This is a genomic window from Sphingomonas sp. SORGH_AS_0789 (genome assembly GCF_031453055.1).
Lineage (GTDB): Bacteria > Pseudomonadota > Alphaproteobacteria > Sphingomonadales > Sphingomonadaceae > Sphingomonas.
In genome coordinates, this window is record NZ_JAVIYV010000001.1 from 2,858,002 (window position 1) to 2,875,161 (window position 17,160).

At 67.9% G+C, this 17,160-nt stretch carries 14 protein-coding genes; 8 read left to right on the forward strand and 6 right to left on the reverse strand.

All coding sequences use genetic code 11. The annotated features are described in order from the left end of the window. Positions 1–89: 89 nt before the first annotated feature. Entirely contained in the window at positions 90–2,429 is a 2,340-nt protein-coding gene (locus QE360_RS13125; protein ID WP_309704177.1) for a glycoside hydrolase family 95 protein, read from the reverse strand. Continuing rightward, positions 2,429–3,508, reverse strand: a complete 1,080-nt coding sequence (locus tag QE360_RS13130; RefSeq protein WP_309702141.1) for an alpha/beta fold hydrolase — start codon at positions 3,506–3,508, stop codon at positions 2,429–2,431. Before QE360_RS13130 ends, QE360_RS13125 begins: the two co-directional genes overlap by 1 nt. Before the next feature lie 272 nt (positions 3,509–3,780). Between QE360_RS13130 and QE360_RS13135 the strand changes: the two genes are divergently transcribed. The 3 genes from QE360_RS13135 to xylA are packed head-to-tail and all read left to right on the forward strand — an operon-like array spanning position 3,781 to position 7,702. Further along, on the forward strand, positions 3,781–4,920 hold the full coding sequence (locus QE360_RS13135; protein WP_309702143.1) for a glycoside hydrolase family 43 protein: 1,140 nt from the start codon (positions 3,781–3,783) through the stop codon (positions 4,918–4,920). 10 nt (positions 4,921–4,930) lie between these two features. After that, a complete protein-coding gene (xylB, locus tag QE360_RS13140; protein ID WP_309702145.1) occupies positions 4,931–6,379 on the forward strand; it encodes a xylulokinase in 1,449 nt (482 codons plus the stop codon). Continuing rightward, positions 6,380–7,702 carry a xylose isomerase gene (gene xylA, locus QE360_RS13145; RefSeq protein ID WP_309702146.1) on the forward strand — a complete coding sequence of 441 codons (1,323 nt, stop codon included), beginning with the start codon at positions 6,380–6,382 and terminating at the stop codon, positions 7,700–7,702. Positions 7,703–7,922: 220 nt separating this feature from the next. Here the strand turns inward: xylA and QE360_RS13150 are convergent, their stop codons facing one another. Continuing rightward, on the reverse strand, positions 7,923–9,113 hold the full coding sequence (locus QE360_RS13150) for an aromatic amino acid transaminase (RefSeq protein ID WP_309702148.1): 1,191 nt from the start codon (positions 9,111–9,113) through the stop codon (positions 7,923–7,925). A gap of 542 nt (positions 9,114–9,655) precedes the next feature. Here QE360_RS13150 and QE360_RS13155 point away from each other — a divergent pair. The 5 genes from QE360_RS13155 to QE360_RS13175 all read left to right on the forward strand — a co-directional run bounded on the left by QE360_RS13155 (position 9,656) and on the right by QE360_RS13175 (position 13,612). After that, positions 9,656–10,375, forward strand: a complete 720-nt coding sequence (locus QE360_RS13155; RefSeq protein ID WP_309702150.1) for a helix-turn-helix domain-containing protein — start codon at positions 9,656–9,658, stop codon at positions 10,373–10,375. Between the two features lie 140 nt (positions 10,376–10,515). Continuing rightward, positions 10,516–11,106 carry an SRPBCC family protein gene (locus QE360_RS13160; RefSeq protein WP_309696020.1) on the forward strand — a complete coding sequence of 197 codons (591 nt, stop codon included), beginning with the start codon at positions 10,516–10,518 and terminating at the stop codon, positions 11,104–11,106. Continuing rightward, the gene (locus tag QE360_RS13165; RefSeq protein ID WP_309702152.1) at positions 11,103–12,278 is read left to right on the forward strand and encodes a zinc-dependent alcohol dehydrogenase; all 1,176 of its coding nucleotides are present in this window, start codon (positions 11,103–11,105) and stop codon (positions 12,276–12,278) included. Before QE360_RS13160 ends, QE360_RS13165 begins: the two co-directional genes overlap by 4 nt. Before the next feature lie 11 nt (positions 12,279–12,289). Further along, on the forward strand, positions 12,290–13,072 hold the full coding sequence (locus QE360_RS13170) for an SDR family NAD(P)-dependent oxidoreductase (RefSeq protein ID WP_309702153.1): 783 nt from the start codon (positions 12,290–12,292) through the stop codon (positions 13,070–13,072). A gap of 21 nt (positions 13,073–13,093) precedes the next feature. Beyond that, positions 13,094–13,612, forward strand: coding sequence for a ferritin-like domain-containing protein (locus QE360_RS13175; RefSeq protein WP_309696014.1), 519 nt, complete (start codon positions 13,094–13,096; stop codon positions 13,610–13,612). A gap of 49 nt (positions 13,613–13,661) precedes the next feature. On the opposite strand, the gene QE360_RS13180 is transcribed toward QE360_RS13175, so the two are convergent. The 3 genes from QE360_RS13180 to cysN form a co-directional block, all read right to left on the reverse strand. Further along, a complete protein-coding gene (locus QE360_RS13180) occupies positions 13,662–14,369 on the reverse strand; it encodes a ZIP family metal transporter (RefSeq protein ID WP_309702154.1) in 708 nt (235 codons plus the stop codon). Positions 14,370–14,518: 149 nt separating this feature from the next. After that, the gene (locus QE360_RS13185; RefSeq protein WP_309702155.1) at positions 14,519–15,250 is read right to left on the reverse strand and encodes a 3'(2'),5'-bisphosphate nucleotidase CysQ; all 732 of its coding nucleotides are present in this window, start codon (positions 15,248–15,250) and stop codon (positions 14,519–14,521) included. Further along, positions 15,247–17,160, reverse strand: a complete 1,914-nt coding sequence (cysN, locus tag QE360_RS13190) for a sulfate adenylyltransferase subunit CysN (RefSeq protein ID WP_309702157.1) — start codon at positions 17,158–17,160, stop codon at positions 15,247–15,249. The genes QE360_RS13185 and cysN overlap by 4 nt, the downstream gene beginning before the upstream one ends.

Here is a 17,160-nt window from a genome sequence, read left to right on the forward strand (position 1 = left end):
CGATCTTGGCCTTATCTTGTCCGAGTAAATCGCCGCTGTCCACCGCCTTGCGATTGAAAAAGCGGGGAATTTATGCCCTCGAAAGACGGTCAGGCCAGATCGGCGCCGTCGAGGCGCACGGGGCGGCCGGGGGCGAGCGTCACCGCGACCCGGCGGCCACCCAGCCGCACGGTCCGCCTGCCCGCCAGATCGCCGGTCAGCGTCGCCGAAACCAGCCGACCCTCGCGCCAGACCAGATCGACCCGCGTCCGCCCGCGGGCGCGCAGCCCGGCGGCCGATCCGCTGTGCCAGGCGCGGGGGAGGGCGGGGAGCAGCAGGATCTCGTCCTCGCGGCTCTGCATCAGCATCTCGACCATCGCCCGCGTGCCGCCGAAATTGCCGTCGATCTGAAAGGGCGGGTGCGAGTCGAACAGATTGGGATAGGTGCGCTGCGGCCCCAGCAGATAGGCAATGATCCGGTGCGCATGCTCGCCATCGTGCAGCCGCGCCCAGAGGTTCGCGCGCCAGGCGGTGGCCCAGCCGGTCGACTGGTCGCCGCGTATCTCCAGCGAGCGGCGGGCCGCGCTGGCGAGCGCAGGCCTGCGGTCGGGGGTGATCTGGTCGCTGGGGAACAGCGCATAGAGGTGCGAGACATGGCGGTGGTGCGGATCGGGGGCGCGGCCGTCCCAATCCTCCTGCCATTCCTGCAACTGGCCATCGCGCCCGATCCGATCGGGGGCGAGGCGGGCGCGCGCCTCGCGAACCTGCCGGGCGAAGGCGGTATCGGTGTTCAGGATCGCGGCGGCGCGGGCCACCTGATCGAACAGGTCGCGCAGGATCTGCTGATCCATTGCCGGCCCCGCGCAGATCGAGACGCCGGGGGTATGTTCGTTTTCGGGCGATAGCGAAGGGCTGGTGACGAGCCGCCCGGTCCGGGCGTCGGTCTGGAGCGTGTCGAGGAAGAACAGCGCTGCCCCGCGCATCAGCGGATAGACCGAGGCGAGGAAGGCCCGGTCGCGGCCATAATCATAATGCTCCCACAAATGGGTGCACAGCCAGGCGCCGCCGGTCGGCCACATGCCCCAGGGGGCGCCGTCGATCGGGGCGGTCGCGCGCCACAGATCGGTGTTGTGGTGACAGACCCAGCCACGCGCCCCATACATCTCACGCGCGGTCCGCTCGCCCGTGACGGCCAGGTCGCGGATCATGGCGACCAGCGGCGCGACGCACTCGCCCAGCCCCGTCGGCTGGGCGGGCCAGTAGTTCATCTCGGTGTTGATGTTGACCGTGTATTTGGAACCCCAGGGCGGGTTCGTGCTCTCGTTCCACAGCCCTTGCAGATTGGCCGCCTGTCCGCCGGGGCGCGAACAGGCGATCAGCAGATAGCGGCCATAGTTGAAATACAGGGTCGCCAGCGCCGGGTCATCCACCGCGCGGTCGGCGCGGACCCGTTCGTCGGTGGGGCGCGAGCCCTGCGGACTGGTGCCGAGGTCGAGCCGGACGCGCGCATAGAGGCGGCGATGCTCGGCCACCGCGTCGGCGGCGATCCGATCGTCCGTGCGGGCGGCGGCCTTGCGGAGAGTCGCGGTGGTCAGCGCGACCGGATCGCCGCCATGGTCGTCGAACCGCCGATAGCTGGTCGCCATCGCGATCCGCAGCGTCACCGCGCGCGCCCCGCGCACCGCCAGCCGGTCGCCCGACACCGTCACCCGGCCGCCGACGGTCCGGGCCTGGATCTGCGCGGCAAAGCGCAGCACCGCCTTCACCCCCGCATGATCGGCATTGCGTCCGGTCAGCGTCAGCCGCATGTCCGCCGCCTCGACCCGCGTGTCGGGTTGCGGCGAGGTCAGCGCGATGTCGAGGTCGAAGGGGCGATCCGCCTCGACCCGCACCATCAGCAACTGATCGACCGGCGAGGCGAAGACGGTCCGCCGATGCTCCACCCCGCCGACCGAGAAGCGCGTCGTCGCGGTCGCGGTGTCGAGATCGAGTTGCCGCTGATAGCCGGTCGCCTCGGCATCGCTCAGGCCCGGCCAGCTGAGGATCAGGTCGCCCAGCGGCTGATAGGGCATCTGGGTGCGGGGTATGCCCATCAGCGCCTTGTCGGCCAGGGCCTGCGCCTCCTTCCACTGCCCCGCCGCGATCAGGCGGCGGACCTGGGGCAGGGCGGCGCGGGCGGCTGGGTTCACCGGGTCATAGGCGCCGCCGCTCCACAGCGAATCCTCGTTCAGCTGCAACCGCTCGCGCGTCACGCCGCCAAAGACCATCGCCCCCAGCCGCCCGTTGCCGATCGGCAGCGCCTCGGTCCAGGCCTTGGCGGGCTGGCGATACCAGAGGGTGTGCGTCGGGTCGGGCGCGGCCGCCGGACGGGCGCCGACCGGCCCCGCCAGCGAGCCCGAAACCGCGCCGGCGGTCAGCCCGTGCAGGACCCCGCGCCGCGACGGGCGCATCACCGGCCGCCCTTGGCCGTCAACATCTCTCCGAAGAAGGGCAGCACCTTGTCCTGGAAACGAACGCCGATCCGGTTGACGTGATCGCCCTCGTAAATCTCGAACCGATGCGCGATGCCATAGCGGTCGAGCGTGTCGTGCAGCGCCTGGGCATCCGCCTTCAACCCGTCCTCAGAGCCCACGTCCAGCGCGATCGCGCGATAGCTGCGCAACGGCGTGATATACTGGTCGACAAAGGCCAGCGGCGTGTTGGCGAGCCACTTGGCCATCACGTCGTCGCGCACCTTGCCGTCCTTGACCGGCAGGTCGAGATAGAGCGGCGGGTTTTTCGGATTGGGGGACCAGGCGGCCGAGGCGGCGAGCATCGCGCGCTGGCCCCAGTTCAGCTTTTCCGATTCCTTCGGCGAGGCCAGGCCGGTCAGAAGCTTCTCGTCGGTCCCCTCGGGCCGCGCCATCATGCGCGGCGACAGGCAGCAGGGGCTCATCATATAGATGGCGCCGTACATGTCGGCATGCTTCATCCCGATCCGCGACGTGCCGTATCCGCCCATCGAATGACCGACCAGGCCACGGGCTTCGCGGCGGGCGATGGTGCGATAGCGCGCGTCGATCGCGGCGATCAGGTCGTGGCTGACGAAACGCTCGAAATCGCCGACCGTCTGCGACGAGGAATACATCGACCCGTTGTGCATCGTCCGGCTGTCGGGAAAGACCAGGATCATCGGCGGCACGCCGCGCGCGAACGCGCCCTCGATCGAGAAGGGGACATGGATCTCCTTCGTCCACTGGTCCGCGCCGATCGAATAGCCGTGCAGCGCATAGACCACCGGATAGCGGCGCGCCTTGTCCCGAGCATAGTCGGGCGGTAGCACCACGATGACGTCGCGGTCGGGGCTGTTGCCCTCCAGATTGCCTTCGATCGCGGGCGAATGGACCTTGATCCGCTCGATCGTGACGGGCTTCGCGCCCGGCACCACGGCGGGGGCCTGGGTGGCCATCTGGGCGGGCGCGGCGTGGAGCGGAAGCAGCGCCAGTCCGGCGGCGATCAGCCAGCGCGGCTGCGAAAGGCGAAGGGCCATGCGGTCATCCTCTGTCCTGGAGATTGCGCCGACATGGGCGTGTCGGTCTGTTCGTTCACCGTATCGGGTATCGTTACCAACTATGCGGGACGGGGTGTTGTCAAGCGGGGTGGAGCGGGTGGCCCGGTCCCGAATGCCCGACCGCCCCAGCGGAACCGGCGGCCACGTTGGGTCGCCACCGGAAAACGATGAACCGACCTTGCATCCTTCCGCTTGATAGCGCTATCGTTACTCGAAAGCTCCGAAGATGGAGCGAAAGGGAGAGGTAAGCGATGAAGCGCTTGATGATGGCCAGCGTGGCCGTGCTGGGTCTTTGCACGACGGCCTGCGGAACGTCGACCGACACCGGGAACACGGCGCAGGAAACCGCCGCGACGTCCAACGACACCAACCCGACCGCCCCCGACGGCCGCCATTATCTGTCGCAGCCGCTGGTCCGCGACATCTTCACCGCCGATCCGTCCGCCCATGTCTGGGGCGACGGCAAGATGTATATCTATCCCAGCCACGACATCCCCACCGAGACCAAGGACGACGATCTCGGCAACCAATATGCGATGCGCGACTATCGCGTGCTGCGCATGGACGAGCCGGGCGGCCCCGTCACCGTCGGCCCCGTCGCGCTCGACGTGAAGGACGTGCCCTGGGCCTCGCAGCAGATGTGGGCGCCCGATGCCGCCTATAAGGACGGCACCTATTATCTCTATTTTCCGGCGCGGGATAAGACCAAGGACAAGAACGGCCTGGGCGCGTTCCGTATCGGCGTCGCCACTTCGAAGAACCCGATGGGCCCCTTCAAGGCCGAGCCAGAGGCGATCCCCGGCAGCTTCTCGATGGACCCCGCCGTCTTCCAGGATACGAACGGCACGGCGTACATGTATTTCGGCGGCATCTGGGGCGGGCAGCTCCAGCGCTGGAAGGACGGCAAATATGATCCGAACGGCAGCGACACCGACCTGAAGCAGGACGACCAGCCCGCCATCTCGGGCAAGATCGCCAAGCTGAACCCCGACATGAAGACCTTTGCGGAGACCCCGCGCGACGTCGTGATCCTCGACGAACAGGGCAAGCCGGTGCTGGGCGGCGACCATGACCGCCGCTTCTTCGAGGCGTCCTGGGTCTTCAAGCGCGACGGCAAATATTATTATACCTATTCGACCGGCGACACGCATTTCCTGAACTATGCGATCGGGACCAGCCCCTATGGCCCCTTCACCTATAAGGGCCATATCCTGAGCCCGGTGCAGGGCTGGACCACCCATCATTCGATCGTCGAGTGGAAGGGCAAGTGGTGGCTGTTCTACGCCGACACCCAGCTGTCGGGGAAGAACCACCTGCGCAACGTCAAGATGACCGAGCTGAGGTTCAACCCGGACGGCACGATCCCGACCATCGATCCGTTCGTGAAGTAAGGACCGGGCCATGTTTCTGGGCATCGATATCGGTACGTCGGGCGTGAAGGCCGTCGTGCTGGACGAACATGGCGCGGTGGTGGGGCAGGGGACCGCCGCGCTGACCGTGCAGCGGCCGCACCCGCTCTGGTCCGAACAGGATCCTGAGGCCTGGTGGCAGGCGACGACGGCGGCGGTCCGCGCGATCGACCCGGCGGTGCGCCGATCGGTGCGGGGCATCGGTCTGGCCGGGCAGATGCATGGCGCGACGTTGCTAGGCGCGGACGATCAGGTGCTGCGTCCGGGCATCCTGTGGAATGACGGGCGCAGCCATGCCGAATGCGCCGAGCTGGAGGCGAAGGCGCCTGGGCTCCACCGGATCGCGGGCAATCTGGCGATGCCGGGCTTCACCGCGCCCAAGCTGCTCTGGGTCGCGCATCACGAGCCGGAAACGTTCGCGAAGATCCGGACCGTCCTGCTGCCCAAGGATTATGTCCGGCTGCGGATGACCGGCGAGAAGGCGTCCGACGTGTCGGATGCGGCGGGCACGCTGTGGCTGGACGTTGCCGCGCGCGAATGGAGCGACGACATCCTCGCCGCGACCGGGCTGACCCGCGAGCAGATGCCGCAGGCGGTCGAGGGGACGGCGCAGACCGGCCGCCTGCGCGCCGAGGTGGCGGAGGCCTGGGGGCTGGACCGGGTGCCGGTCGCGGGCGGCGGTGGCGACAATGCCGCCGGAGCGGTCGGCGTCGGCGTGGTCAAGGACGGCGATGCGCTGCTGTCGCTGGGCACGTCGGGGGTGATCTTCGCCGCGACGAAGGACTTCCGCCCCAATCCGGCGGGTGCCGTCCATGCCTTCTGCCATTGTCTGCCGGACCTGTGGCACCAGATGTCGGTGCATCTGTCGGCGGCCGCCTGTATCGACTGGGTCGCGCGGCTGACCGGCGCGGCGGGCGCGGCCGAGCTGTTCGCCCGCGCCGAAAGCGTCGGCCCGGCTAGCGGTCCCGAGATCTTCCTGCCCTATCTGTCGGGCGAGCGGACGCCGCATAACGATGCCGAGGTGCGCGGCGCGTTCCTGGGCCTCGACCATGACACCACGCCAGAGCGGCTGGCGCAGGCGGTGCTGGAGGGCGTGGCCTTTGCGCTGGCCGATGGCCTGTCGGTGCTGCGCGACGCCGGGACCGAGCTGTCGCAGCTGTCGGTCATCGGCGGCGGCGCGCGCTCCTCCTATTGGGGCCAGACCTTGGCCGCCGCACTGAATGTCGAGCTCGTCTATCTGAAGGGCGGCGAGGTCGGCCCGGCGCTGGGCGCGGCGCGGCTCGCCCAGCTGGCGGTCGATGGAGGTTCGCCCGAAGCGGTCTGCGCGCCTCCGCCCGTCAGCCACAGCATCGCGCCCGACGCGGCGCTCGCCGAGCGTTTCGCCCCCAAGATCGCGCGTTTCCGCGACAGCTATTCCCGTATCACCCCGAGGAGCTTCTAAATGGCTACCGATTTCTTCGCCGACATCCCCACGATCCGTTACGAAGGCCCGGACAGCGACAATGAGCTGGCCTATCGCTTCTACGACAAGAACCGCGTCGTGCTGGGCAAGACGATGGAGGAGCATCTGCGCTTCGCCGCCTGCTTCTGGCACACCTTCTGCTGGCCGGGTTCGGACGTGTTCGGCGGCGGCACCTTCAACCGCCCCTGGCATGCGGGCGCGAACGACAGTGCGGCGGCCGCGCAGAAGCGCGAAGTGGCGTTCGACTTCTTCTCGAAGCTGGACGTGCCCTATTACTGCTTCCACGATGTCGACGTGATGGCCGATGCGCAGGGCGTCGCAGAGCATCGTCGCTATTTCGCCGAGGCGGTCGATCATCTCGAACAGCTCCAGGCCTCGTCGGGCCGCAAGCTGCTCTGGGGTACCGCCAATCTGTTCAGCCATCCGCGCTTCGCCGCCGGTGGCGCGACCAATCCCGATCCGGAAGTCTATGCGTTCGGCGCGATGCAGGTCCGCGACGCGCTGGAAGCGACGCATCGTCTGGGCGGCTCCAACTATGTGCTGTGGGGCGGTCGCGAAGGCTATGAGACGCTGCACAACACCGACATGAAGCGCGAGCTGGACAATCTCGGCCGCTTCCTGAGCCTGGTGGTCGAGCACAAGCACAAGATCGGCTTCAACGGCACCATCCTGATCGAGCCGAAGCCGCACGAGCCGACCAAGCACCAGTACGACTTCGACACCGCGACCGTGTACGGCTTCCTGAAGGCGTACGGCCTGGAAAACGAAGTGAAGGTCAATATCGAGGCGAACCACGCCACGCTGGCGGGCCATACCTTCGAGCATGAGATCGCGACGGCGGGCGCGCTGGGCATCTTCGGCTCGATCGACGCCAATCGCGGCGACCACCAGAATGGCTGGGATACCGACCAGTTCCCCAATTCGGTCGAGGAACTGACGCTGGCGATGATCGAGATCATCCGGGCGGGCGGCTTCACCACCGGCGGCTTCAACTTCGATGCCAAGGTGCGCCGCCAGTCGATGGACGCGGTCGACCTGTTCCACGGCCATGTCGGCGGGATCGACGTGGTGGCCAAGGGCCTGCTCAACGCCGCCGCGCTGATCGAGGACGGCCGCCTGGATGCGATCAAGACCGAGCGCTATGCGGGCTGGACCGGCGAGTTCGGCCAGCAGGTCGGCAGCCTCGACCTGGCCGGGATCGCCGATCTCGCCGAGCAGAAGGCGATCGATCCCAAGCCCCGTTCGGGCCGTCAGGAGCGGATCGAGAATATCGTCAACCGCTTCGTCCATTCGGGCAAGTAAGCGACGGGCCGGGTGATCCGGCCTGCTCTCCTCACGACAAGGGGCGCATCCGGTGGTTCGGATGCGCCCCTTTTTTGCTGGCCGGGTGGCGTGGCCTTCGACTTCGCTCAGGCTGAACGGGGTGTTGTAGCAGGTCCCATCCCCAACCTCCGTTCAGCCTGAGCGAAGTCGAAGGCCAAGGGACTCCCGCCGCCCCAAGCGAATGGCGGGAGCCACTGGATCAGGCCGCCCCGTTCGCGACCATATCCCGCAGCGCGTCGTGGAAGCGCGCAATCGCCGCGGTGCTGAACCCGGCGATGTTGATCCGCCCCGATCCGGCCATGTAGATGCCGTGCCGGTCGCGCAGCCAGGCGACCTGGCTGGGGGAGAGGGGCAGGGTGGCGAACATGCCCTTGCCATGGGCGACCGCCGCCAGATCGATCGCGCCGATCCGCCCGCCCGCCGCCAGGGCGGCGCGCAGGCTGGCCAGCCGCTGGCGCATCGTCTCCAGCTCGTCGCGCCATTCGCGGGTCAGGGCGGCGTCCTCCAGGATGATGCGGACGATCGCCGCACCATGGTCGGGCGGCATCGACCAGTTGGCGCGCGCCAGCGCCAGCAGGTTGGACAGCACGACCGCCCCCGTATCGGCATCGGGCGACAGCGCGAACAGCGCGCCGGTCCGCTCGCGATACAGCCCGAAATTCTTGTCGCAGGAATAGGCGAGCAGCGCTTCCGGCACCGCCGACAGGATCGTGCGCGCGCCCGCTGCATCGATATCGAATCCGTCGCCCAGCCCCTGATAGGCGAGATCGACCACCGGCAGCAGCGCATGGTCGGCGACATGCTGCGCGATCGCGGCCCAGCCCTGCGCATCGGGATCGATCCCGATCGGATTGTGGCAACAGCCATGCAGCAGCACCGCATCGCCCTGCGCCGCGCCGCCCAGACCGGCGAGGAAGCCGTCCAGGTCGAAATGCTGGCTGGTCAGGTCGTAGCAGGGGATCAGGGCGGGCTCGACCCCCGCCTGCTTGAACAGCGGGGCATGGTTCGCCCAGCTCGGGCTGCCGATCCAGATGCGCGGCACGCCCGCGCGCGCCAGCAGCTCGGCGGCGAGGCGCAGCGCCCCGGTGCCGCCCGGTGTCTGCAACCCGACCCGACGGTCGGCGGGCACGATTTCGCCCAGCACCAGATCGCCCAGCGCCCGGACGAAGCCGACATCGCCCTCCGGCCCCAGATAGGATTTGGTCGACTGTTCGGACAGCAGCCGCGCCTCCGCCGCCTTGACCGCGGACATCACCGGAGTCCGCCCCGCCTCGTCGCGGAAGACGCCGACGCCCAGGTCGATCTTGTCGCTACGGGGATCGGCGGCGTGCTGGCCGATGATCCGCAACAAGGGATCGTCGGGCTGGCGGGTCAGTTGGGCGAAACGCATTGGTGGAACCTCTTGAGGAAAGGGCGCGCACCATAGGGCCGTCGCGCCGAAAGGGAATGTGCCATGACCCAAATCGCGCCGTGCCGGCCACGCGGCCGCGACCGCCACGCCGCCCTGCGCCGATCCCGCGGCAACACCATCCCAAATGGGCGGCATGCAAGCTCGGCTCGCCCTGTTTTTCGCGCTAACGCACGAAATAATCTGGATATTGATTTGAATTATGGAGCCCGGCGGATTGTTGTTCGTACACAATGTGAACGGAAATCGCCGCTGCGGCATCCGACACGGTGTGCAAGTTCGGGAGGGCGCACCGACGACGGATGACATGGTCGGTGCGATCGCCGCGTTGGATCCGACACGATCTTTTCCCCGGTGACGTGGTTCGCGTCATCGCCCTCGCCGCATGGCCGATGGTCGGCGGCCCGAAGAGGATAGCCTGCGATGAAGATCTGCCGTTCCTATGATCGATATGGGGTGCCGGGCGACGACGCATCGCGAGACCGGATGCCCGCCTCGGCCCGTTCGCCATGGGGATATATCCCATGAGCCTGAGTCTCAGCCGACCGCTTGGCAGTACGCCGCCCGCGCTCCAGCGTCTGTCGCGACTGGCGACGCTCGACCAGGCCGCCGTCGCGGCGCTGATGGAGGCGATGGGCCGTCCGACCGTCTTCCGGCCGCGCCGCGAATTGCTGGTCGAGGGGCGCGACATCGTGACGCCGCACCTGATCCTGTCCGGCTGGGCCGCGCGGATGCGCATCCTGCTCGACGGGCGGCGGCAGTTCCTCAACTTCGTCCTGCCGGGCGATGTGGTCGGCCTCTATCATCATGCCCGTGCGGTCGCGCCGACCACGGTCATCTCGCTGACCGAGGTGACCAGCTGCGTGCCGCCCGACTGGGGCGTCTCGCCCGCGCTGGACCAGGCCTATGCGGTGGGGCATGCGCTCGACGAGGCGTATCTGCTGGCGCAGATCGCGCGGTTGGGGCGGATGAACGCGATGGAGCGGATCGGCGACCTGATGCTGGAGCTGCACGAACGGCTGGCGCTGAGCGACCTGAGCCATGGCCGCAGCTTCGAGCTGCCGATCACGCAGGAAACCCTGGCCGATGCGCTGGGGCTGACCGCGGTGCACGTCAACCGGATGCTCCAGGCGGCCCGGCGCGCGGGCGATCTGATCTGGTCGTCGCGGTCAATGACCATCCCCGATCCCCGGCAACTGGCGCGCAAGGTCGGGCGGGCACAGATCCGGGTCATGGCCGACTGAGCCGCCCGCCATCGGTCGCGGAAACGGATCAATCACCCACATGGGTGATTGATGCTCATCAAGATGCTGTAAAACCGGTGTAAATCACGGAACAAGCCGCCTCACCCGACGCTGTCCGGGCTCGGAACGAGGAGAGGCTTATGCCGGATAGCGCCGACAGACCCTATGACGACGCGCCGCTTTCGACGGCGAAGGACACGGACGCCGCGGTCCGGATCGCGACCCATGAGGCGATCGCGGATCGCGGCGACAGCCTGACTGCGTGCGCGACCACGATCAACCGCCCGGCGGGCGAGCTGTTCGCCTGGTGGCGCGACTTCCCCAATCTGGCGAGCGTGATGGAGAATGTCGAACGGATCGACAGGATCGATGCCACGCGCTCGCACTGGGTGGTCAAGGCGCCCGGCGGGACGACCGTCGAATGGGATGCGATCGTGACCGAGGAGGAGGAGGGTCGGCTGATCGCCTGGGCCTCCGCCGAGGGGGCCGATGTCGCCAATTCGGGGCGTATCACCTTCCGCGACGCGGGCGCGCGCGGCACCGTCGTGACCGCGACGATCCTCTATGACCCGCCCGCCGGGGTCATCGGCAAGCTGGTCGCCAAGCTGTTCCAGCGCGAACCCAATATCCAGCTCCGCCGCGACCTCGCCCGCTTCAAGCAGCTGATGGAAACCGGCGAGGTCGCGACCAACGCGATGAACCCCAAGCAGTTCGAGGAGCAGGGTGCATGAAGGCGCTGACCTGGCACGGCAAGCATGACGTCCGCATCGACAATGTCGACGACCCCGGCATCGTCAACCCGCGCGACGCGATCATCAGGGTGACGGCGACCGCCATCTGCGGATCGGACCTGCACCTTTATGACGGCTATATCCCGACGATGAAGTCGGGCGACATATTGGGCCATGAATTCATGGGAGAGGTGGTCGAGACCGGCTCCGCCTCGACGCTGAAAAAGGGGCAGAAGGTGGTGGTGCCGTTCACCATCGCCTGCGGCGCCTGCTATCATTGCGGCAAGCATCAATATTCGGGGTGCGAGAACGGGCTGCCCGCCGACAATCAGGACATTGCCCGCGAAATCTATGGCCATCCGATGGCCGGGCTGTTCGGCTATAGCCACATGACCGGCGGCTATGCGGGCGGACAGGCGGAATATGTCCGCGTGCCGTTCAGCGATACCGGCCCCATCGTCATCCCCGAAGGCGTGGACGACGAGAAGGTGCTGTTCCTCTCCGACATCCTGCCCACCGGCTGGATGGCGGCCGAGAATGCCCAGATCGAGCCGGGCGACACGGTCGCGGTCTGGGGCTGCGGCCCGGTCGGCCTGTTCGCGGTCCAGTCAGCGTTCCTGATGGGTGCGGAGCGGGTTATCGCGATCGACCATTTCCCCCACCGGCTGGAGCTCGCCCGCCAGTTCGGCGCCGAGACGATCAATTTCGAGGAAAGCGCGACCTATGACGCGCTGATGGTGATGACCGGCGGGATCGGCCCCGATGCGGTGATCGACTCGGTCGGGCTGGAGGCGCACGGCCTGTTCGTCGACAATGCGATCGACCAGATCAAGGCATCGACCTTCCTGGGCACCGATCGCATCCACGCCATCCGCCAGGCGATCCTGGCGGTGCGCAAGGGCGGCCGTGTGTCGATGCCCGCCGTCTATGGCGGCTTTGTCGACAAATTCCCGCTGGGGGCCGTGATGCAGAAGGGGCTGACGCTCAAGACCGGGCAGACGCATGTCCAGCATTACCTGCCCGGCCTGCTCGACGCGATCATGGAGGGGAAGATCGATACGACCTTCCTGATCTCACACCGGCTGCCGCTGGAACAGGCGCCCGAGGGCTATCGCATGTTCCACGACAAGCAGAATGAAGTGACCAAGATCGTGCTGAAGCCCGGTCAATAAGGAAGTCCGACATGGCAGAGACATTCGCAATCGTGACCGGCGCCTCTTCGGGCATCGGCTATCATCTGGCGGCGTGCGCGGCGCGGGACGGCTATGACCTGCTGATCGTCGCGGACGAACCGGCGATCCACACCGCCGCCGCCGATCTGGCCGCGCTCGGCACCAAGGTACAGGCGGTCGAGGCCGACCTGTCCACGCTGGAGGGCGTCGACACGCTGCTGGCGGCGGCGGACGGGCGGCGGATCGACGTGCTGTGCGCCAATGCGGGCAACAGCAAGGGCGGCGCGTTCCTCGACCAGCCGGTGGAGGACTGGCGGCGATCGATCGACACCAACGTCACCGGCACCGTCCATCTGCTCCAGCGGGTGCTGACCGGCATGGTCCGGCATGGCGAGGGCAAGGTGCTGGTCACCGGCTCGATCGTCGGCTTCATCCCCGGCCCGTTCAACGCGATCTACAACGCGACCAAGGCGTTCATCGACAATTTCACCGAGGCGCTGCGCAACGAATTGAAGGAGCAGAAGGGCGTCACGCTGACCACGCTGATGCCTGGACCGACCGACACCGAATTCTTCGCGCGCGCCGACATGCTCGACACCCGCGTCGGGTCCATGGACAAGGACGACCCCGCCCAGGTCGCGCGCACCGGTTGGGACGCGATGAAGGCGGGCCGGGGGCACATCACCGCCGGGCTGCTGAACAAGGCGCAGGTCGCCGCCGCGGGCGTCGTTCCGCAATCGGTGCTGGCCGAAGCCCATCGCAAGATCGCCGAGCCCGGCTCGGCCGACCGCTGACCATCACGAAGGAGACGGACCATGGGCCTATTCAGCAAGGACATCGCGACGCTGGACGATCTGTTCGTCCACCAGTTGCAGGATATCTATTATGCCGAGCATCAGATCACCAAGGCGCTGCCCAAGATGATCGAGAAGGCGACCGACCCGCAGCTGAAGGCGGGCTTCGAGCAGCATCTGCGCGAGACCGAGGGGCAGATCCGGCGGCTGGAACAGGTGTTCGAGATGCACGGGACGACCGCCAAGGCGGTCACCTGCCCGGCGATCGACGGCATCATCAAGGAGGCCAATGAGGTCGCGGGCGAGGTCGCCGACAAGCAGGTGCTGGATGCGGCTCTGATCGCGGCGGCGCAGGCGGTCGAGCATTACGAGATCGCCCGTTACGGCACGCTGGTCGCCTGGGCGCGGCAGCTGGGGCGCAGCGACTGCGCGGCGATCCTGGACGAGACGCTGGCCGAGGAAAAGGCGACCGACGAGAAGCTGACCGGCCTGGCCGAAGGCGGCGCCAACGCGGCGGCGGAAGCGGTTCAGCCCGCCTGACATTTGGGGGACCGCCGCCGGCTCCTCGCGATCCGGCGGCGGTCCCGCCTCAATGGGCGAAATGCGTGACGCCCAGCATCAGGGCCATGCCCGCCAGCGTCGCCATGCTGGTCCAGAGCCGGGGATCGAGCGCCCGGCTGCGCGGCACCAGCTCGCACGCGCCGATATAGAGGAAGGCCCCGGCGAACAGCGCCATCAGCGGCGCGAGCATCCCGCTCGGGATCGCGATGGCCAGCCCCAGCACCACGCCCAGCATCGGTGCCAGCCCGTTGACCAGCAACCAGCGCCGCGCCGCCGCTTCGGAGCGGGCGGCGAGGCTCAGGCTGACCGTGTTCACGCCGTCCGCCACGTCATGGGTCAGCACGGCCAGCGCGATCATCCATCCCGCCGCCGTATCGATCTGAAACGCCAGCCCGATACCCAACCCGTCCATCAGGCTGTGCAGGCAGAGCATGGCGGGGCCCAGATGCCCGCGCCAGGATTCGGCGGCGCGCGGGATGCCCGCCAATAGCCGGTCGAGCAGCATATAGCCCCCCAGCCCGGCGGCGGAGAACAGCATCAGCCCGCGCACCGGCCACCGCCCCCCGGCGAGCCCCAGCGCCTCGGGAATCAGGTCGAACAGCGCGACGCCCAGCACGATCCCGGCGGTCACGCCCAGGACCAGCCCGATCCGGTGCTGGAGACGCAGCGCCAGCAATCCGCCCGCCAGCGTCGCCACCATCGCCGCAAGACCGAAGGCCAGGGGAATGAACGTCATCGGGCGGACCGCAGAACGGAAGGGGCAAAGGGGGCAGGCGGCATATATTCCCCATGGACCAGCCGATGTGACGTTACAAGGTTACCTGTAACAGTCGCGGTCGCCTGCCGGGACGGGATGGGTGGGCCAGGTTGCGCGCTATCCGCGCGCTATCCGCGCGCGATCGCGTCCAGCACCTGTGCGGCGACCTCCCGCCGACAGATCAACAGATCGGGCAGCAGGGGATTCGCGCAATTATAGACGAGCGGACTGCCATCGATGCGCGAGGCATGCAGCCCGGCCGCCAGGGCAACGGCGGCGGGGGCGCAATTGTCCCATTCATATTGGCCGCCGTCATGCAGATAGACGTCCGCACGCCCCTCGACCACCGCCATCGCCTTGGCGCCCGCCGACCCCATCGGGATCAGCGTCGCACCCAGAAGGTCGCCGACGCAGCGTGCGATGTCGGGCGCGCGGCTGCGGCTGACGACGACGCGCAGGCCAGCCGGGCAGGGGGGATGGACCGGGGGGAGGTCGTCGGTCGCGAACACCTGCCCCCGCGCCGGGACGGCCACCGCGCCGAGCGCCGGGCGACCGTCGATGGCGAGGCCGACATGCACCGCCCATTCGTCCGATCCCTCGGCATATTCGCGCGTGCCGTCGAGCGGGTCGACGATCCACACCCGGCTGGCCGCGCACCGGGCGCGGTCGTCGAGCGACTCTTCGGACAGGATGAAATCGTCCGGCCGTGCGGCGCGCAGCCGGTCGAGGATCAGCGTGTTGGCGTCACGATCCCCCCTGGCACCCAGCGCTGCGCCCTCCAGCCCGCCGCTCGCCTGCAGGTCGCGGAGCAGCGCCCCCGCCTCGACGGCGATGGCCCGTGCGAGTTCGGCATCGGTCACAGGTCGTAGCTCCAGACGCCCAGCACATGCTCCACGATCCGCGAGGCGGCCTGTTCCGCCGTCTCCTTCGTCGTGTCGACGCGGATCTCCGGCCGTTCGGGCGCTTCATAGGGGCTGGAGATGCCGGTGAACTCGGCGATCTCGCCCGCGCGCGCCTTGGCATACAGGCCCTTCACGTCGCGCTCCTCGGCGACGGCCAGCGGCGTGTCGATGAAGATCTCGACGAATTCCCCTTCGGGCAGCAGCGCGCGGACCATGTTGCGCTCGGCCTTGAAGGGCGAGATGAAGGCGGTCAGCACGATCAGGCCCGCATCGGCCATCAGCCTGGCGACCTCGCCCACGCGGCGGATATTCTCGACCCGCCCGGCTTCGGAGAAGTCCAGGTCGCGGTTCAGCCCGTGGCGGATATTGTCGCCGTCCAGCAGGAAGCTGTGGCGGCCCATGGCGTGCAGCTTCTGTTCGACCAGATTGGCGATGGTCGACTTGCCCGACCCCGACAGGCCGGTGAACCACAGCACGCGCGGCGACTGCCCCTTTTGCCGGGCATGCGCCTCGCGGGTGATGACGGTCGACTGCCAGTGGACGTTCTGCGCGCGGCGCAGCGCATGGTCGATCATTCCCGCCGCGACCGTCGCATTGGTCGCGCGGTCGATCAGGATGAAACCGCCCAGCGCGCTGCCCTTCTGATAGGGCTCGAACACGATCGGGCGGTCGGCATAGACTTCCGCCAGGCCGATATCGTTGAGCGCCAGCGTATCGGCGGGGCGTTCCTCCTGGCTGTTGACGTCCACCACATGACGCGGCGGCTGGACGGTCGCGCCGATCAGCTGCGTGCCGAGCTTGAGCGAATAGCTGCGCCCCGGCACCAGCGGCGCATCGGCCATCCAGACGATGGTGGCGACGAACTGGTCGGCGACCTCGGGCGGGTCCTCGGCCGCCGCGATTACGTCGCCGCGCGAGCAGTCGACCTCCTCGGCCAGCACAAGGGTCACCGCTTCGCCTGCGATCGCCTGATCCCGGTCGCCGTCATGGGTGACGATCCGCGCGATGCTGGTCGTCCGGCCCGAGGGCGCGATGCGCACCCGGTCGCCGACCGACACCCGGCCGCTGGCGATCAGCCCGGCAAAGCCGCGAAAGTCGAGATCGGGCCGATTGACCCATTGCACCGGCATCCGGAACGACGCCGCGACCGCGCGGTCGCCGTCGATCGCCACCGTCTCCAGATGCGGCAGCAGCGCGGGGCCGTCATACCAGGGCATGTCGGGCGAGGGGGTGGTGACGTTCGCGCCGGTCAGTCCCGACAGCGGGATGGCGGTGAAACGCTCGATCCCGATGCCGCGCGCAAAGGCGGCATAATCGGCGACTATGGCGTCGAAGACCGACTGGTCGTTGCCGACCAGGTCCATCTTGTTGACCGCCAGCACGATCTCCTTGATCCCGACCAGATGCGCCAGATAGCTGTGCCGCCGCGTCTGGGTCAGCACGCCTTTACGCGCGTCGATCAGGATCACCGCCAGGTCGGCGGTCGAGGCGCCGGTCACCATGTTGCGGGTATATTGCTCGTGACCGGGCGTGTCGGCGACGATGAACTTGCGCTTCTCCGTCGCGAAGAAGCGATAGGCGACGTCGATGGTGATGCCCTGCTCACGCTCGGCGGCGAGGCCGTCGACCAGCAGCGCGAAGTCGATATTCGCTCCTTGAGTACCAACGCGGCGGCTGTCCGCCTCCAGCTGGCTCAGCTGATCCTCGAAGATGGTCTTGGAATCATAGAGCAGCCGACCGATCAGGGTCGACTTGCCGTCATCGACCGAGCCGCAGGTGATGAAGCGCAGCATCGACTTGGCGGCATGGGTGGCGAGATAGGCGTCGATATCGGCGGCGATCAGCGCATCGGGTTGATAGGCGGTCAT